This is a genomic window from Roseateles sp. (assembly GCF_047654805.1).
Taxonomy (GTDB): domain Bacteria; phylum Pseudomonadota; class Gammaproteobacteria; order Burkholderiales; family Burkholderiaceae_C; genus Pelomonas.
On record NZ_JASGIV010000001.1, the window covers coordinates 2841439 to 2858146 of the forward strand.

At 65.9% G+C, this 16708-nt stretch carries 17 protein-coding genes and 1 tRNA gene; 5 read left to right on the forward strand and 13 right to left on the reverse strand.

The annotated features are described in order from the left end of the window. Positions 1–237 precede the first annotated feature (237 nt). The gene (gene fabI / locus QM732_RS12740) at positions 238–1017 is read left to right on the forward strand and encodes an enoyl-ACP reductase FabI (protein ID WP_415656504.1); all 780 of its coding nucleotides are present in this window, start codon (positions 238–240) and stop codon (positions 1015–1017) included. Positions 1018–1351: 334 nt separating this feature from the next. Here fabI and QM732_RS12745 read toward each other — a convergent pair whose 3' ends face one another. Beyond that, the gene (locus QM732_RS12745; protein WP_415656505.1) at positions 1352–3622 is read right to left on the reverse strand and encodes an Orn/Lys/Arg decarboxylase N-terminal domain-containing protein; all 2271 of its coding nucleotides are present in this window, start codon (positions 3620–3622) and stop codon (positions 1352–1354) included. A 130-nt stretch (positions 3623–3752) separates the two neighbouring features. On the opposite strand from QM732_RS12745, the gene QM732_RS12750 reads away from it, so the two are divergent. Beyond that, entirely contained in the window at positions 3753–4181 is a 429-nt protein-coding gene (locus QM732_RS12750; protein ID WP_415656506.1) for an NfeD family protein, read from the forward strand. Positions 4182–4215: 34 nt separating this feature from the next. After that, positions 4216–5127, forward strand: coding sequence for an SPFH domain-containing protein (locus tag QM732_RS12755; RefSeq protein ID WP_415656507.1), 912 nt, complete (start codon positions 4216–4218; stop codon positions 5125–5127). Between the two features lie 279 nt (positions 5128–5406). Here the strand turns inward: QM732_RS12755 and QM732_RS12760 are convergent, their stop codons facing one another. Continuing rightward, a complete protein-coding gene (locus QM732_RS12760; protein WP_415656508.1) occupies positions 5407–6123 on the reverse strand; it encodes an autoinducer binding domain-containing protein in 717 nt (238 codons plus the stop codon). 77 nt (positions 6124–6200) lie between these two features. On the opposite strand from QM732_RS12760, the gene QM732_RS12765 reads away from it, so the two are divergent. Both QM732_RS12765 and QM732_RS12770 read left to right on the forward strand, forming a co-directional pair. Next, positions 6201–6596 (forward strand): hypothetical protein, encoded by a 396-nt coding sequence (locus tag QM732_RS12765; protein WP_415656509.1) that lies wholly within the window; start codon positions 6201–6203, stop codon positions 6594–6596. A gap of 32 nt (positions 6597–6628) precedes the next feature. Further along, a tRNA-Ser gene (locus tag QM732_RS12770) sits at positions 6629–6719 on the forward strand. Between the two features lie 355 nt (positions 6720–7074). Here QM732_RS12770 and QM732_RS12775 read toward each other — a convergent pair. The 11 genes from QM732_RS12775 to QM732_RS12825 form a co-directional block, all read right to left on the reverse strand. Continuing rightward, entirely contained in the window at positions 7075–7674 is a 600-nt protein-coding gene (locus tag QM732_RS12775; RefSeq protein WP_415656510.1) for a hypothetical protein, read from the reverse strand. 5 nt (positions 7675–7679) lie between these two features. Beyond that, positions 7680–8378 (reverse strand): hypothetical protein, encoded by a 699-nt coding sequence (locus tag QM732_RS12780; RefSeq protein WP_415656511.1) that lies wholly within the window; start codon positions 8376–8378, stop codon positions 7680–7682. An 18-nt stretch (positions 8379–8396) separates the two neighbouring features. Then, entirely contained in the window at positions 8397–9191 is a 795-nt protein-coding gene (locus tag QM732_RS12785; protein WP_415656512.1) for a hypothetical protein, read from the reverse strand. 10 nt (positions 9192–9201) lie between these two features. After that, positions 9202–9558: a hypothetical protein gene (locus QM732_RS12790; protein WP_415656513.1), complete on the reverse strand. Its 357-nt coding sequence runs from the start codon at positions 9556–9558 to the stop codon at positions 9202–9204. 25 nt (positions 9559–9583) lie between these two features. Next, complete coding sequence (gene ispH, locus QM732_RS12795; RefSeq protein WP_415656514.1) at positions 9584–10828, reverse strand: 4-hydroxy-3-methylbut-2-enyl diphosphate reductase; 1245 nt, start codon at positions 10826–10828, stop codon at positions 9584–9586. A gap of 33 nt (positions 10829–10861) precedes the next feature. Then, positions 10862–11413: a hypothetical protein gene (locus QM732_RS12800; RefSeq protein ID WP_415656515.1), complete on the reverse strand. Its 552-nt coding sequence runs from the start codon at positions 11411–11413 to the stop codon at positions 10862–10864. Further along, on the reverse strand, positions 11410–12462 hold the full coding sequence (locus QM732_RS12805) for a hypothetical protein (RefSeq protein WP_415656516.1): 1053 nt from the start codon (positions 12460–12462) through the stop codon (positions 11410–11412). Before QM732_RS12805 ends, QM732_RS12800 begins: the two co-directional genes overlap by 4 nt. 5 nt (positions 12463–12467) lie before the next feature. Then, positions 12468–13481 (reverse strand): hypothetical protein, encoded by a 1014-nt coding sequence (locus QM732_RS12810; protein WP_415656517.1) that lies wholly within the window; start codon positions 13479–13481, stop codon positions 12468–12470. Between the two features lie 22 nt (positions 13482–13503). Then, entirely contained in the window at positions 13504–14613 is a 1110-nt protein-coding gene (locus QM732_RS12815) for a polyprenyl synthetase family protein (RefSeq protein WP_415656518.1), read from the reverse strand. Between the two features lie 11 nt (positions 14614–14624). After that, positions 14625–15467 (reverse strand): class I SAM-dependent methyltransferase, encoded by an 843-nt coding sequence (locus tag QM732_RS12820; protein WP_415656519.1) that lies wholly within the window; start codon positions 15465–15467, stop codon positions 14625–14627. 353 nt (positions 15468–15820) lie between these two features. Further along, complete coding sequence (locus QM732_RS12825; protein WP_415656520.1) at positions 15821–16660, reverse strand: oxidoreductase; 840 nt, start codon at positions 16658–16660, stop codon at positions 15821–15823. Positions 16661–16708 lie beyond the last annotated feature (48 nt).

Here is a 16708-nt window from a genome sequence, read left to right on the forward strand (position 1 = left end):
TCTTAGCGTCGAAAAGAAATCGAAAAAGCAAAAAAAATGGGCTGGATGAATCCGCCCACTCGTTCACCGGATATCGCGCACCGGGGGATGTCGTCCGGTGCCCGTTGGGAAACCCCTGTCGGGATCTCTCATTTCTGGTGAAGCTCGGATTGTACTGTGCAAGTCCCGTGCCGGCAAGCCACCGTCCCCTAGACATGCCAGAATCGCGGGCTCTTTCAGACCTCACAGGAGACCAGAATGGGCTTTCTCGCCGGCAAGCGGCTGCTGATCACGGGCGTGCTGTCCAACCGCTCCATCGCCTACGGCATTGCCCGCGCCTGCCATCGCGAAGGGGCCGAGCTGGCCTTCAGCTACCAGGGAGAGCGCTTCAAGGAGCGCATCAGCGAATTCGCCGCCGAATTCGGCTCCAGCCTGGTCTATGACTGCGACGTCACCAGCGATGAGCAGATGCAGGCCCTGTTCGACCAGTTGGGCGAGGTCTGGCCGGAATTCGACGGCTTGGTCCACTCCATCGGTTTTGCGCCACGCGACGCCATCGCCGGCAACTTCCTCGATGGCATGACGCGCGAGAACTTCCGCATCGCGCACGACATCTCGTCCTACAGCTTCCCCGCCATGGCAAAGCTGGCTGCGCCGCGCCTGCGTCAAGGCGCCTCGCTGCTGACCCTGAGCTACCTGGGCGCCGAACGCTTCGTGCCCAACTACAACACCATGGGCCTGGCCAAGGCCAGCCTGGAGGCCAGCGTGCGCTACCTCGCACACGCCCTGGGCGAGAAGGGCGTACGCGTCAACGGCATTTCGGCAGGCCCGATCAAGACGCTCGCAGCCTCGGGCATCAAGGATTTCGGCAAGCTGCTGAGCCAGTTCGCCGCTGCCGCACCCATCCGCCGCAACGTGACCATCGAGGACGTGGGCAATGCAGCGGCCTTCCTGCTGTCGGACCTGGCCGGCGGCGTCAGCGCCGAGATCCTCTACGTAGACGGCGGCTTCAGCCACGTCGCGCTGGCGAGCGAGTAAGCGGGCCCCAGCCCCCCCCCTCGCCTCAACAGGACAACAAGGCGCCTCGAGCGTCCGCTCCGACACTCCAGCACACGCGCCGCCGGGCGCCTGCGCGGAATGCCCCGCAACGCCAGTTGCGGGGCATTTGCACTTGTGGGCGCACGGGCAGGAGGCATCGAGAGCAGGTGACGCCGCCTCCGCCTCGCCATACGAGCCGACCGACTCTGCGCATGGCCCGCCGGCCCGCCCCGGCAAAAGCACGAAGCGCCCTGGATTTGCCCCAGGGCGCTTCACATCTTGTTCAGGAGTCCGCGTCAGCCGTTGCGACACGGCTCGACGCGCAGCCCCTGCTTCACTGCTTCACGCAGTCCACGTAGTAGTGACCGCGGCCGGTCTCCTCATCCACCTCGTGGACGAGACCGTGAACGTCGGTGGCGAAGCCGGGGAACTTGGCATTGAAGCTGCGGGTGAACTTCAAGTAGTCGACGATCTTCTTGTTGAAGCGCTCGCCCGGAACCAGCAGCGGGATGCCGGGCGGGTACGGCGTCAACAGTGAGGTCGTGATGCGCCCTTCCAGCTCGTCGATGCCCACACGCTCGGTCTTGCGCTGCGCGATGTGGGCGTAGGCGTCGGTGGGTGTCATGGCCGGCTGCAGGTTGGACAAATACATGTCCGTCGTCAGCCGCGCGATGTCGCCCTCGGCATAGGCTTGGTGGATGCTCTGGCACAGGTCGCGCAGGCCCATGCGCTCGTACTTCGGGAACTGGGCACAGAACTCCGGCAGGATGCGCCACAGCGGCGCGTTCTTGTCGTAGTCGTCCTTGAACTGCTGCAGCGCAGTCAGCAGCGTGTTCCAGCGGCCCTTGGTGATGCCGATGGTGAACATGATGAAGAACGAATACAGCCCCGTCTTCTCCACCACAACGCCGTGCTCGACGAGGAACTTCGTGACAACCGAGGCAGGGATGCCCGTCGCGGCGAAACGGCCTTCCATGTCCAGCCCGGGCGTGATGATGGTGGACTTGATCGGGTCCAGCATGTTGAAGCCTTCGGCCAGTGCGCCGAAGCCATGCCAGTCTTCGTCGGCATGCAGCATCCAGTCGGCCGACACCGGCTCGCCCCCCTCCTGCTCGCGCAGGAAGTCCGGCCCCCAGACCTTGAACCACCAGTCATCGCCGTAATCGCCCTCCACCTTGCGCATTGCACGGCGGAAATCCAGCGACTCACGGATGCTCTCTTCCACCAGCGCGGTGCCGCCAGGCGGCTCCATCATGGCCGCGGCCACGTCGCAGCTCGCGATGATGGAGTACTGCGGACTGGTGCTGGTGTGCATCAGGTAGGCCTCGTTGAAGAGGTGCTTGTCGAGCTTGACGCTCTGCGAGTCCTGCACCAGCACCTGCGAGGCCTGCGAGATGCCGGCCAGCAGCTTGTGCGTGGATTGCGTTGCGTAGACCATCGCCTCCTTGGGGCGCGGACGGTTCTTGCCCATGGCGTGGAACTGGCCGTAAAAGTCGTGGAAGGCCGCATGCGGCAGCCAGGCCTCGTCAAAGTGCAGCGTCGGGATGTAGCCGTCGAGCTTCTTCTTGATGGTCTCGGTGTTGTAGAGGACACCGTCGTAGGTGCTCTGCGTCAGCGTGACGATGGCGGGCTTGACCGTGGCCGGATCGACATGCGCCAACAACGGGTTGGCAGCAATCTTGGCGCGGATGGTCTCCGGGCTGAACTCGCTCTCGGGGATGGGGCCGATGATGCCGTAGTGATTGCGCGTGGGCGTCAGGAACACGGGAATGGCACCGCACATGATGATGGCGTGCAGGTTGCTCTTGTGGCAGTTGCGGTCGATGACGACCACGTCGCCCGGCGCCACCGTGTGGTGCCACACCATCTTGTTGGACGTGGACGTGCCGTTGGTGACGAAGAAGCAGTGGTCGGCATTGAAGATGCGTGCCGCGTTCTTCTCGCTGGCCGCGACCGGGCCGGTGTGGTCCAGCAACTGGCCCAGCTCCTCCACGGCGTTGCAGACGTCGGCACGCAACATGTTCTCGCCGAAGAACTGGTGGAACATCTGGCCCACAGGGCTCTTCAGGAAGGCCACGCCGCCGGAGTGGCCCGGGCAGTGCCAGGAGTAGGAGCCGTCGGCCGCATAGTCCATCAGCGCCTTGAAGAAGGGCGGCGCCAGGCCGTCCAGGTAGCTCTTGGCCTCGCGGATGATGTGGCGGGCCACGAACTCCGGCGTGTCCTCGAACATGTGGATGAAGCCATGGAGCTCACGCAGCACATCGTTGGGCAGGTGCTGGCTGGTACGTGTCTCGCCGTACACGTAGATGGGGATGTCCGGGTTGCGGAAGCGGATCTCGCCGATGAACTTGCGCAGGTTCAGCACGGCCGGGTCGAGGTCGGGCCCGGTGTTCGTGAACTCCTCGTCGTCGATGGACAGGATGAAGGCCGAGGCACGGCTTTGCTGCTGGGCGAACTGCGACAGGTCGCCGTAGCTCGTCACGCCCAGGACTTCCATGCCCTCTTTCTGGATGGCCTCGGCCAGCGCGCGGATGCCCAGGCCCGAGGTGTTCTCGGAGCGATAGTCCTCATCGATGATGACGATGGGAAAGTGAAAACGGATCATCGGCGGCCTCCAGCGGGCGGGCATCAAAAAACGAAGCGGCGAAGTGTAGGGCCGCAGCGTGTCCCGACCATGTCTTCATGGCCTCCGTGCCGCCCTACACTGCCCTTTCAACAAGGACCGGGGAGACAGGATGGACTGGAGCTGGAGCACCTACTGGTGGATAGCCGCGGGCGTGCTGGTCGCCGCGGAGCTGGCCACGGGCACCTTCTACCTGCTGATGCTGGCACTGGGCGCCGCGGCCGGCGCGCTGGCGGCCCATCTCGGGCTGGGCGTTCCTGGCCAGATGCTGGTCGCTGCCGTCGTGGGCGGGGCTGCCACGATCGCCTGGTATCTGCGCCGGCGCAGCCGGGGGGAGCCCACGCCGGCGGCCAGCAATCCCGACGTGAACCTGGACATCGGCCAGACCGTGCACGTCGAGGCCTGGTCGGACGAAGGCACTACCCAGGTGCAGTACCGTGGTGCGGCCTGGGCCGCCCGCTACATCGGCCAGGCACCGGCCGCGGGCGGCCGGCATGTGATCCGCGCCATCGAAGGCAGCAGCCTGCTGCTGGACCGCTGACCGTCATACCCGTCAACCCAGCTTGAGAAGCCCCATGGAAATCGCACTCGTCATCCTCGTCATTGCCGCCATCTTCGTGGTCCGCTCGATCAAGGTCGTTCCCCAGCAGCATGCCTGGGTGGTCGAGCGCCTGGGGCGTTATCACGCCACGCTGACGCCGGGCCTGAACTTCCTCGTGCCCTTCGTCGACCGGCTGGCCTACCGGCACTCGCTGAAGGAGATCCCGCTGGACGTGCCCAGCCAGGTCTGCATCACCAAGGACAACACGCAGCTGACCGTCGACGGCATCCTCTACTTCCAGGTGACCGACCCGATGCGGGCCAGCTATGGCGCGAGCAACTATGTGGTGGCGATCACGCAGCTGGCGCAGACCACGCTGCGCTCCGTCATCGGCCGCATGGAGCTGGACCGGACCTTCGAGGAACGCGACGTCATCAACAGCTCGGTCGTTCAGGCGCTGGACGAGGCCGCGCTGAATTGGGGCGTCAAGGTGCTGCGCTACGAGATCAAGGACCTGACCCCGCCGCCGGCCATCCTGCACTCCATGCAGGCCCAGATCACGGCAGAGCGCGAGAAGCGCGCACTGATCGCGGCGTCTGAAGGCCGGCGTCAGGAGCAGATCAACATCGCCACCGGCGAGCGCGAGGCAGCCATCGCCAAGTCCGAGGGCCAGAAGCAGGCCGAAATCAACAAGGCGCAGGGCGAGGCGGCGGCCATCACGGCAGTTGCCGATGCGACGTCGGACGCGATCCGCAAGATCGCCGCAGCCATCGAGCAGCCCGGTGGTGGACAGGCCGTGCAGTTGAAGGTCGCCGAGAAGGCCGTCGACGCCTACGCCCAGCTTGCGCAGAAGAACAACACGATGATCGTGCCGGGCAACATGACGGAGGTCGCCGGCCTGATCGGCACGGCGATGGCGCTGCTCAAGGGCGGCGCCAAGCCCTGAGAGCCCAGCGCAAAAAAACCCGCGAGGGCCCTAGGGCGGTCGCGGGTAGAAGACGTTCGGGGGGCGCCGAACGAAAGCGATGGAGGTGTCGCTTTTCTGAGGATCTCCTAGGGATCGAAATCAGTTGCCCGTGATCGGGAAGCCCAGCAGTTCTGCGACAACTTCCCAGAAAGAATAATTTGCCATTTGTGCCATCCATCAGCGGTGTTGAGATGGCATCCAGTGTGTCCAAGCACTGGAAAACAGAGAACTACAAACCCTGGTAGGGGTCGAGCACCGTCAGAGCAGTCCCAGCTCCATGGCTTTCAGCACGGCCTGATGCTTGGTCGACACGTCGAGCAGCTTGAACAACTGCTTCATGTGGTAATTGACCGTGTTCTCGCTGATGCCCAGCAGGCTCCCGACGACCCAGGCGCTCTTGCCTTCCATCGTCAGCCTCAGGATCTCGAGCTGCCGCGGCGGCAGCTTCACCTGTGGCAGCACCGCCTTCCGGGAAACCAGCAACCGCCCCGCGGCATCCTGGGCGTGAACGGCAAGCAGCTGCAGGTCGGCAATGATCCGGTTGAGCTTGATCGGATCCTTGGGCAGGGGAGATTCCCGGTCCACGCCGAGCAGCAGCCGGCGATATCCGGGCATCTGCACGCCGACGGCGACGCCCGTCCGATAGCCGAACGGCGCATACATCTCCCACAGCTCGCCCGCGCCGGCATCGACGTAGAAGTCCTGGTCGTAAATCAGTGGCTTGGTCAGCTGCGTCAAACGCTGATGCACGGGATCGCGCTTGGCGTATTCGTTGTCTCTGGAAATCTCCAGAAACGCGTCGGGCGTGTTGCCCACTGCAACGTATTCCGTCTTTGCACCGGGACCCCGGTGCTCGATGGCCAGCATCCCGACCACCAGACCGAAATCCAGGTCGTTTGCGAAATCGATCAGCCCACGCCTGAATGACGCGAGATCCTCCGCTTGACTGACTTGCTCGTACCGCTGCAGGTTCATGCGCTACTAGGGTTGGTAGGAGCAGCTCGGCCCGGGTGAACGCAAACTGCAAACCATCCAAATGAGAGGAGTCCCGAATGCAGATGGCAGCTTGGCAACTGATGGCCTGCGAGACGGTCGTCAAGACTGTAAACGAGTTCGAATTGGCAACTCATGAGCTGCGACAAGTCGGAAGTAGTGTCAGAGTGCACGATGCACGCTCCGGACTACGTTCTGGACAGGAGGTCTGGGCCACGCCGAACGACGGCGACCCCATCCACATCGCCTGGGAGTGGACCGAGATCCAGCCCGACGTCGTCGCGCTGTTCGACCCCATGAACATCCTGTGCAATGTCGCGCTGATAGACGGACAGGGCCACACACTGGCCCGTTCACGACGCATGCTGCACCTGAACAACGTCATCCACCAACTGGACTGGCGTGATGCGCTGAGCTGGTGCTGCAAAAATCGAGCGCAGAGCTTGCAGGCATGAGCCGAGCAATGCGCTATGATGGCGGGCTTGCAGGAGAGGTGGATGAGCGGTTTAAGTCGCACGCCTGGAAAGCGTGTGTGGGTTAATAGCCCACCGCGGGTTCGAATCCCGCCCTCTCCGCCAGAACACACTTCCCAGGAAGCCCAAAGCCGTCCCAGAGACGGCTTTTTTTCGTCCGTTTCATAGGTAAAACTGGCGCCAAGCTGGACCAGAACGCCGAGTGGAGCCTGGCCCGGCGCTACATGCAGCTCGAAGGGCTGCAGGCCCTCGGTGGTACTGCCCCGACTCGACCGGCCGCGGTGGCACGCTGAGCCCCCCCCGCGCGCCAGCCTTTGCGGGCTCTGGACTTACGGCAAGCGCCGGGACATCCCCCGTCAAGCGCCCCTTCGAACCCGAGACTGCAAGGGGCTCCACGCAAAACCAGCAGACCGGCTCTCAGAAGACTCGCCCCGACTGTCCTTGCTGATGCGTGCCTTCGCTACTTGGCCACCGAGAGGCTGAAAGCCACCTGGTGGCCAGGAAAGCCGGCGACGCGGATGACCGTATCGTAGGTCTGGCCTGGCACAAAGCGCTCGTCGAGGGTGACCTGGCCAAGCACCACCACATGGCTACCCGGTGCGACCACCGTGTCGGCTGGCCGGAACACGAGGCTGTCAGCATCGACGGTTTCCCCACCGCGACTGCTCCAGGGCTGGGACTCGATGCGGGCGTTGACGGCCTCGGCGTTGGGGTTGTCGATACGGAACTGGAAGCCCACAGTCTCGCCGGGCTCTCCGCGCAGGGCCTGGGCGTGGGCGGTGCTGGTGGGCTTTGAGGCGTCCTCCGGCGTGCCTTCCCCCTTGGCCATGGCAGCCACGGCGCCCCAGTACTCGGTGCTGCCTCGCGAGAGTTCCTTGACGTACTCGAACTGCAGCTTCGCCAGATCGCCAAGCAGTGCACGCGCGTCGGGCTTGCTCGCGCGCAGGGGGTCGCGGGCAGCCTGGGCGGCTTCCTTGAACGCGCCGCCTGCCCCCACGATGAGCTGCACGTTGGCCTTGAAGCTGGTGTCCAGCAGACGCTTGAGTTCATCGACCAGCATCGCGATCAGCCCACCTGCGGTTGCTGTGGTTCCCGGGTTCCCGGCACTGGCTGGTTGCCCCGTATGCTGGGGGCGCAGGAATCTACGCACTGCCAGTGCCGGTACCACTTCAGCTCCGTGATGTGCTGCGGCAACTCGCCCTGACTCACGTCGAGCGTGGCGGTGACCGGGCTCGCCAGCCTGAGTCTGAGCTTGACGCATTGCTCGTAGGCACCTCGGATCAGCAGCTCGCCCGTGTAGATCTCGCCGGCCTTGAGGCCATCGGTGGACGGCACGGTCACGTGGACAGCCACCGCCTCGCCCGGTGAAAGCAGGCTCCCCGCGGGTTGCACCTCCACCTTCGCCGGGCCAATACTGCCGGCAGCAAAGCTGAAGTCGCGAGCCTGCTTGCTGGTGTTCCTCACGTTGATGACGGCTCGCTGGGGCTCGCCGCCGCAGGCCTCCCAGTCGATCTCAGCAACGCAGCGGGGCGGACAGTCCTGAGTCGGCACGGTGCAGCAGTCATTGCCGGAAGTGGCGAGATCCGTGAGGCTCGAGGTGAGACTGGACGGCACGATGTCGCCGGCCAGCTTGAGGCCGCGGCGCAACAGGTCCACGTATTGCGTGGTGGCCGTGTTCACCAGGCCGGGCAGGTCCGTGAGCAGGCCGTCCAGGCCTTGCCGAACGGTTCCGTTTGAGAGATGGCGGACGGTTGCTTGGCTCATGATCAAACCCTTTCTTCGTCAGCTCCGCGACTTGCGTGCTGCGGGGGTGGCAGGCACGGACGCGGGCACAGGCACGACGGGCTCGTCGGAACCCGGTGCATCCACTTCGATCTCGACCGGATACTGCGCGCCGCCGAGTGTGAAGCTGCCCATGTACAGGCCATGCCGCGCCAGCTTGGCCGGCAGCTCGAAGCCCAGCTCGGTCTCCACCGAATCACCTGCGGCGAGCTGCTTGCCAGCGGCCGCGTTGAAGAGGACCTTGGGCGCGTCGACCTCGCTAGCACCCAGCATCTGCGCGAAGAGGTCCAGTGCGGCCTGATGCCCCTTGGAGCCGGCCTGCGCCATCGCGACGTGGAACATCTGCTCAAACCCCTGTGCCTGCGAGACCGCCAGCAGCGCCACTCGCGGCACCGAAAAGGGCACGTTGCCGAGGTTGGTGAGCACCGCTGGCACCGGCACTTGAGCACCAGGCCTGCCGTGGATGCGAAAGCTCTGTGGGTACAGCGCCACCTCGCGGTGCTCCAGCACGCGGATCAGCACATCGCGCGCTTCCTCGCCAACGATCGCCTCGGCGCGGATATCACCAGGCGGCGTGCGAGGGTCGAGCTGCACGGACGCCCGCGCATGCGCCGTCACGCCGGGCGGCACCCGCAGGCCAAGCGTCAGCTGCAGCTCCCGACCGTCCTGGGTACGCAGCAGCGTGTTCTTGATCTTGAGTGCCTCTGCGCTGCGGTTGCTCATGCGCACAAGCCCGCTGAGCAGCGACGGTGCGCCGATCAGCACGATGCGCTCGCCGGAAAGTGTCTCGGCCATGGCGTTCCCCTCAGGCACAGCCCGTCTCGGCGCGGCGAGGCACGTAGGGCTCGATGATCACCATGTTCTCGCCGCAAAGCGACAGGTCCAGCAGCTTCAGCCCCAGCAGCTTGAGACAGACGTGCGTGTTCATCGGCATGGATACCCGCGTCGGTTTGATGCCCACGTCGGCATCCAGCCGGATGGTAGGCAGCTCCTTGACAGCCATCTCCAGCCGTATCGTGGGCAGTTGCGTGACAGCGATGCTCAGCGAGGGGATCTCCTTGATCGCCATATTGACCTGGGGCATCTCCTTGATGTGAATGTTGTCCAGGTCCATGTCCGCGCCGCCGTGCAACGTGATGTCGTAGGCCTTCGGGATCGTCACACCACCCATGGTTGGCTCCGGTTGGTCAGTGGAGGGCTGCCGGTGGGCAGCCCGCTAGCTCCGCAAGGCGCACCACCAGCTCGCCGATGCGCGCATCGGGCGTGGACGCGCCGGCCGCGATGCCCACGTCCAGCGGCTGCTTGTGTGGCCACCAGTCCCGCGCGTTCGCGATACGGCCTGCAGCGCGGTCCCAGTGCTGCAGTGACTGTGTGCTCTCCAGGCACTCGGCACCCTCGACGTGAAAGGCGGCGAGGCCCCGCGACAAGGCCAGATCCAGCAGATGGCCGGTGTTGGCGCTGTTGTAGCCGCCGATGACCAGCAGCAGGTCCAGCGGTTCGCCGAGTAGGCCCACCAGCGCGTCCTGCCGGTCCTGCGTGGCCGAACACACCGTGTCGGCAAGGCGCACGCGGGCTGCTGCGCCCTCCGCACCGTAACGCTCTTCATAGGCGCGGCGCAGCAGCTCCTGCACGGCCAGGGTTTCGCTCGCGAGCATGGTCGTCTGGTTGGCGATGCCGATGCGCTCCAAGTCGTGATGCGCATTGAAGCCCGGCGACACAGCGCCAGCGAAGCGCCGCTGCAGTTCGTCGGCGCTGCACAGGCCGCGCACAAAGCGCGCCACCTGCGCCGCATCGTCCAGCCCCCGAACCACCATCCAGGCCCCAGGCGCATCGATCTGGTGCGGCATGAATGGATCGTCCTGCCGCGTGCGACTGACGGTGGCGCGAGTCTCCTGGTGCCTGGGGGCGCCGTGGATGACGCTTGTGTATCCGTCGCGGGCGTACTCGCGCACGCGCTTCCACACCAGCATCACCTCGCCGCAGACGGCATCGACGATCTGCACGCCGCGCTGGCGCAGCGCTTCCAGCAGCCCGGCCTCCACGCCAAAGGCGGGCAGCAACACCACGTCATCAGGCCCAAGGTCCTGAACTGCCAGCGTACCGGCGTACTGGCCGTCCAGGTACTGGTAGCCCAACGCCTGCAAGCGGCGGTTCACGGCCGGGTTGTGGACGATCTCGTCAGTGAGGAACAACCGCGCAGACGGGAAACGTTCGCGCGTTTCGAAGGCCAGCTGGATGGCACGCTCCACGCCGTGGCACTGACCGAAGCTGTGCGGCAGCCGGACGGTGAGCGGCCCCATCTCAAGGACGAAGTCCCGGGCACGGATGCGATCGATGACCTGGCTGGCGAAGGCGCGCTCGATGTCCGGCTGAACGACAAGCTTCAACCCGAACGAGGTACGGCGGAACGCCCGCGTGTCCACTCCGGCCATGGTGCCAAATTCTTAGGCGAGAACTCGGGAGCGTCAAGGTTGGAGAGGATGCGCCTCTAGGGGGCTGCGAGCCATCTGAACCGCGGCCGGAACAGCTTGCCGCAATGCACCGAAAACGGCGCGCTGCCCATCCAGCGCTGCACAGCGAGGGCACTCGCCAGGCCAGCTTTGGTCGAACTCGGCCCACAGCGCTTGCAGGCCGGCGTGGCGGGTGCCAAACGAGAGCGCGTGCAGCACCAACTCGTGGAAGGCCAGCAAGTCGTGCAACTGGGCACGAACAAACAAGCGCCCATCGGCCACGGTGGTGTCGAGCAGCGCGCGGCCGTTCATGACGTCGCGCAAGGTATCGGCAGTGGTGCGCACGTGGGGCAGCTCATCCGGTGCGGCGGGCTCGATGCACACCGTCAACGGCTCGCCTGCATCGGCATGCAGCGACAGACGGGCTTCGTCCAGCACCAGCACCGCGCGGCGGCCGGCGACGACACGGCTCAGCTGACGCGCACTGCCCTCTTGAGCCAGCAGCAGTTGCACCAGGCGCTGCAACCACGCAATGAGCTGGACCTCGGCGAGGGTGGGCGGCCTCATCGCGTGTACTCCGCATAGGCCTGACCTCGGGCATCCTGCACGTGGCCGTCCAGGCGCAAGGTGATCGCAGCCGCGCCGCTGGCCTCGCTGATGCGCGTGTGTACCGGCTGCCGTTCATCGGGCACCACGATCTGCAGGTGGGTGTCGAAACTGAGCTGCAGCCGCAGGCTGTCGCGCTCATCGGCGGCCAGCACGGTAAGCGACACCGGCGCGCGCTCCGGACAGTCAGCCAGCAGCGTGGCCATGGTACCGGGCAACCGGGCCGGCAGCACGCTTCGCTCGGACCATGCCCAGCGCAGCGTCACCGCTGGACCGAGAAACACTTTGCGCAGCTCCCGCCCCACGATGACGAAGACGTACGGCAGGCCGTGGCGGCTGTGCGCGCGATCGGTACGCAGGTCGACCACCACCGTAACGGCGGGCCCGTCCGGCGAGGCCGCGTGGGCCACAGCCCACTCCCAGCCGAAGTCTTCGCCCCAGCGGAAGCGCCCGAAGTTGTGGTCCTGGTAGCAGAACCAATCGTGCGTGACGGAGGTGCCCTTGCCGCAGGCCCACAGCTCTCCCTTGGCGACCAGCCGAGGCACCAGACCCCAGCCGATGAAGCCGCTTCCGAAGGACGATCCTTCCGTCACCAGCATCGCAGTGCTGTCCGGACGTGCCTCTAAGGCCAGGCCGATGTCCAGTCCAGCAGGCTGCAGGCGCAGGCGCCACACCTGCTCCTGCAGCGTCAGTTCCACCTCGTCGCCGCGGATGACCAACGGGCGCGGGCGCAGCATGCCCGGCAGCCACGGCACACTGCGGCTGGCGCCATGCACGCGCGGCGGATCCTCCGCCTTGCCCGGCACGTGGATCACCAGCGTGCATTGCAGCTCGGCCCGGCCGCCGCCCCCAGCGAGGCTCACGTTGGCCAGAGCTCGCCAGCCGCTGGCCGGGTGCATCAGCACGAAGTGATACCAGTCCTTCCAGTTGGGCGGTGCCGATTCCGGCTGCGGCGGGATGCGCAGCATCTGGACGCGCTCGAACAGCTCGTCTCGCAGCGCTGGGGTCATGGCGATCAGCGGCCCAGCGGGCCGCGCTCACCGAGCACGTCATCGGGCGGGGGGCGCGGCACCTCAGGCTCTGTCGGTGGCGGCTCGGGTGCACGCGCGGCAATCTGCTCGAGCACCAGCGCGATGCGGGGCGACAGCGTCCACAGCCCCAGCAGAAGGTTGGCGAACCAGCGGTCGGCCTGCGTGCCGAGCGTGCCAGCGAAGGCGTGAAGCTGGGCGTCGGCCATGCGCATGTCCGGCGCGGGCGCATCGCCGCCTTCGACATCGGTGTCCGCCAGGCCCAGCAACCAGCGCTCCCAGATGTGCAGCAACTGCCCCTGCCCCACCTGTCCACCCAGCGCAGCGTTGAGCCCCGACGTGGCGGCCAGGCCCGACAGCACCCAGCGTGGAGCCTGGGCTGACGCGAAGGCCACCACGCCGTTCTTGAAGAAGCGGGTGCGGCCAAGCCGCTCCAGCAGTTGCTTGCCTTCGGGGGATTCGCCACGGGCGGCGCCGGCCTGGCAAACCGCCACCAACAACTCGGCCACGAGCCAGCGCGCCGGCAACATGTCCAGGCCCGCGAGGCCCGCCACCAGGCTGTAGCTCGCCTGCGCCGAGGCGCCGAAGTCACCGCCGCCCGCCTTGGGGCCTTCGTCACCCAACGGCAGCGAGACCGACAGCGGGCACTCCAGTGCGGGCAAAGGCGTGTCGCCGGTTTCCTCCAGCACCGTCAACGTGATGGGCACGGCTTCTTCGCTGACTCCGGGAAAACGCAGCGCGCTGGTAAGGCGGCTGCCGCCCTTGAGGTGCAACGGCACGCGCACCGTAATCGTCTGGCGCACCTCGGCGCCCTGCAGCAGGTAAACGTAGTCCGGCTCGATACGGGGCGCAGACGGCAGGATCTGCCCGTCGCTTGCCACCCACTCGTCCACGGTGGGACGCAGCAGCACGGCGGCCATCATTCGATTGCTCAGCTTCAGGCGCAGCGCCACGGCCATGCCGGGATGAGCCTCAAGATCGACGCGGGGAATGGCGGGCATGGCGACGATGGGAGGAGAGTCGTCAGAGGTTACGGTAAATGACGTAGTTCACCAACTCGCGCAGGAAGCGCCCATCAGCGACATCGCACGTCCAGGCTTCATCGACTCGCAGCGGCGTGGCGGACGAAAAGAATGCCAGCGCCGCCAGCAGTTCTGCGGCCAAGTCGGCATGTGCACGGGCCACCTGCCAGCCGTGCTCGATGCTGCCGCAGCGCTTCATCTCCTCGAACACCATTACCGCCTGCTGCGGCGACTTGCTCTCGCGCGGCGTGGCGAGCACGCTCAGGATCTCGTCGGCCCTGGGGCTCACGCGCAGCACGTGATTGAGCATCAGCGTGCGCTTGCCCTCGTAGATGTCTCCGTGGATCTCCTTGCCGTAAGCCTCGGTCTCGCCTACCAGGTTGAGCAAGTCGTCCTGGATCTGGAACGCGATGCCGATGGCAGCGCCGAAGCTCGTGACTGCCTCCATGGCCGGCGCCAGCTCCGCGTCGCGCCCCAGCGGCCAGCCGACGATGAGCCCGGCGCGCAGCGGCGTGATGAATGAGTACCAGCAGGTCTTCTTCGTGCACATGGCGAAGTAGTCTTCATCGGCGAGCGCGGGCACGTTGTCGCTCACCCAGTCCAGCTCCATGGCCTGCCCCTCGGCCGACTGCCGCGCCATCAGCTCGATCTCGTGCAGCAGGTGCAACGCCTTGGCCACACCCACGACGGCGAGGTTCTCCAGCAGCAGACCTACCGACATGACATTGGTGGCATCGCCCGCGTTGATGGCACGAGCCACGCCCACTCGACGGTGCAGTGTTTCAGCACCCCGGCGGTTCTCAGAGCCGTCCTCGATGTCGTCGTGGATCAGGAAGGCGTTGTGATAGAACTCCAGCGCCGTGGCCACAGTGAGCGCCGATTCGCCGTGCGCCCCTACTGCTCGCGCGGCGCTGATGCACATGGCTGGGCGTAGCATCTTGCCCTGGCGGAAAGGGTAGTCGCGCAACAACTCGTACAGCGCGCCGTAGGCACCGGGCTCGGCGGCGCGGGCGTCAAGGTAGCCGCCGATCGTCTGTGCAATGGCCGCGCGCACGCCCGACAGGGCGTCGTTGATGATGGATGCGTCGTAGGGAGCCTTGCCGGCAGCCATCGCGCAGCCGTTCAGGTGCTGGCGACCGTGATGCCGATGCCGGGCAGCGCCTCCACCCAGTACACGTCGGCGAAGCCGGCCTGCCGGAACAGCGCCTGGAACTCCGCGCCAGTTCGGTGCTGCACGAATCCGGGATCGGCCAGCTTGGCCCAAGGGTGACTCATGTCGTTGAACCACTTGGGACCCGGGTCGGCCACGAAGGCCATGCCGCCGGGCTTGAGCACACGGCGCCAGGCCCTCACCGCCGCGGCGCCATCGGGGTAGTGATGGAAGGCCAGGCAGCAGCTGATCGCGTCGAAGTAGCCCTCGAAGATCGCCGGCGGGTCGCCGACGTCGGCCTGCACGAAGGCCATGTTGGTGATTCCGGCCTGGCGCGCGTTGCGCCAGGAGGTTTCCACCATGCCGCGCGAAAGATCAGCGGCTACGACCTCGCCTTCGGGCACCAGCCTGGCCAGCGCAAGCGCCTCGATGCCCGGCCCGCAGGACGGGTCCAGGATGCGCGCATCGGGCACGAGGTGCGGCAGCAGCATGCCCAGCAGCTCATCGAAGACGGGCTGCGAGAACGGTTTTACGGCCTGCTCGTAGTCGTCACTGCAATGGTCGAACTCGACGACCGAGTCGTAGTGCCCAGGCGTCTGGGCCAGCAGTTGCGGCGCGTCCAGCCGTTTGCTCAGCTCCGGACCGCCGCCCGGCAGCTTGCGCGGCGGCGGCGGCTCGCCCAGCACGTTGGGCCGGTAAAGCCCCAGGCTCTTCAACATGAGAGCCGGCCGGAAGACGTAATGGCTCCAGGACCACAGCCCATACGTCAGCGTGGGCCCCAGCACATGCCTTTGGACGTCGAAGGATTCGCTCATGCCACTTCCGCTTGAGATCGAATTCCGATCATGCGCGCATTGCGGCACGGACCGCAAGCCGCGCGGGCCGTCAGGCGCGCACGATCGGCCTGTCAATCCCACGACAAGCACCTGTCCAGAGACCACACGCCCTACCCCGCCACCCCGACCTCCAAGCCTTCACTCTCACACTGCTCGAAGTGGCATTGCGCTGCACCGTCTCGGTCATCTGCCGGGATGCATGCAGGTAGAACTGTGTGCCCGCCGGGGCGCGGCGTTCAAGGCAGACCTGAACGCCCAATGCCGATCAAGCCCATCACGACGCCGCGGACACGAAGCCTGAGCTCACCGCTCCTTCTAGGCCCTGGGAACCGTCAGGCCGGCTTGCCGGAGATCCCGGTGGCCATGCGCATGAAGCCGTCGAAGGCACGATCCGAAAGGAGGTTCCGCATGAAGATCATCGGCTTGGCACCGAAGCCAACCGCATAGCGGGTCTTCGGACGGCGCGCCTTGACAGCCTCGGCAATGGTGCTGGCGACCAGCTCGGGAAGCGACTGGCGCTTGCGGCTGGCTGCGCCGACCATGGACTCGGCCATCGGCTGCGCTTGAGGGGCGTAGGCTCCGTTGCCTGAGACTTCAATCAACTTGTCCGCGGCGATGCCGGCCCACTCAGTCCTGATGCCTCCGGGCTCGACGACCACTACGTCGATGCCAAACGGCTGAACCTCCATGCGCAGGCAGTCGCTGATGGCCTCAAGGGCGAACTTCGTCCCGTGATACCAGGCGCCCAGCGGCGTGTGAATCTTGCCGCCCATCGACGTGATGTTGACAATGGTGCCAGCGCGGCTGCGACGCATGTGCGGCAACACCAGTTGGATCAGGCGGACCGCACCGAAGACGTTGACCTCGAACTGGGCGCGCGCCTCGTTGATCGACACATCCTCCACCGCGCCATAGGAGCCGTAGCCGGCGTTGTTGACCAGCACGTCGATGCGGCCAGACAGGGAAATGATCCTGTCGACACAGGCTCGCATCGAGGCATCGTCGGTCACGTCCAGCGCCAGGACGGTGATCCCGGCCTTTGCCAGATCGCGCATGCGTTCCACGCGCCGTGCCGCCGCATACACGGTGTAGCCAAGACTATTGAGCTTGACGGCGGTAGCGGCGCCGATGCCGGAAGACGCGCCGGTCACGAGAGCAACTTTGGAGTTCATGGCAGGAATCGTGGGCAGAGAGTTGAGGGGCGTGGCGGCCCCGATTGG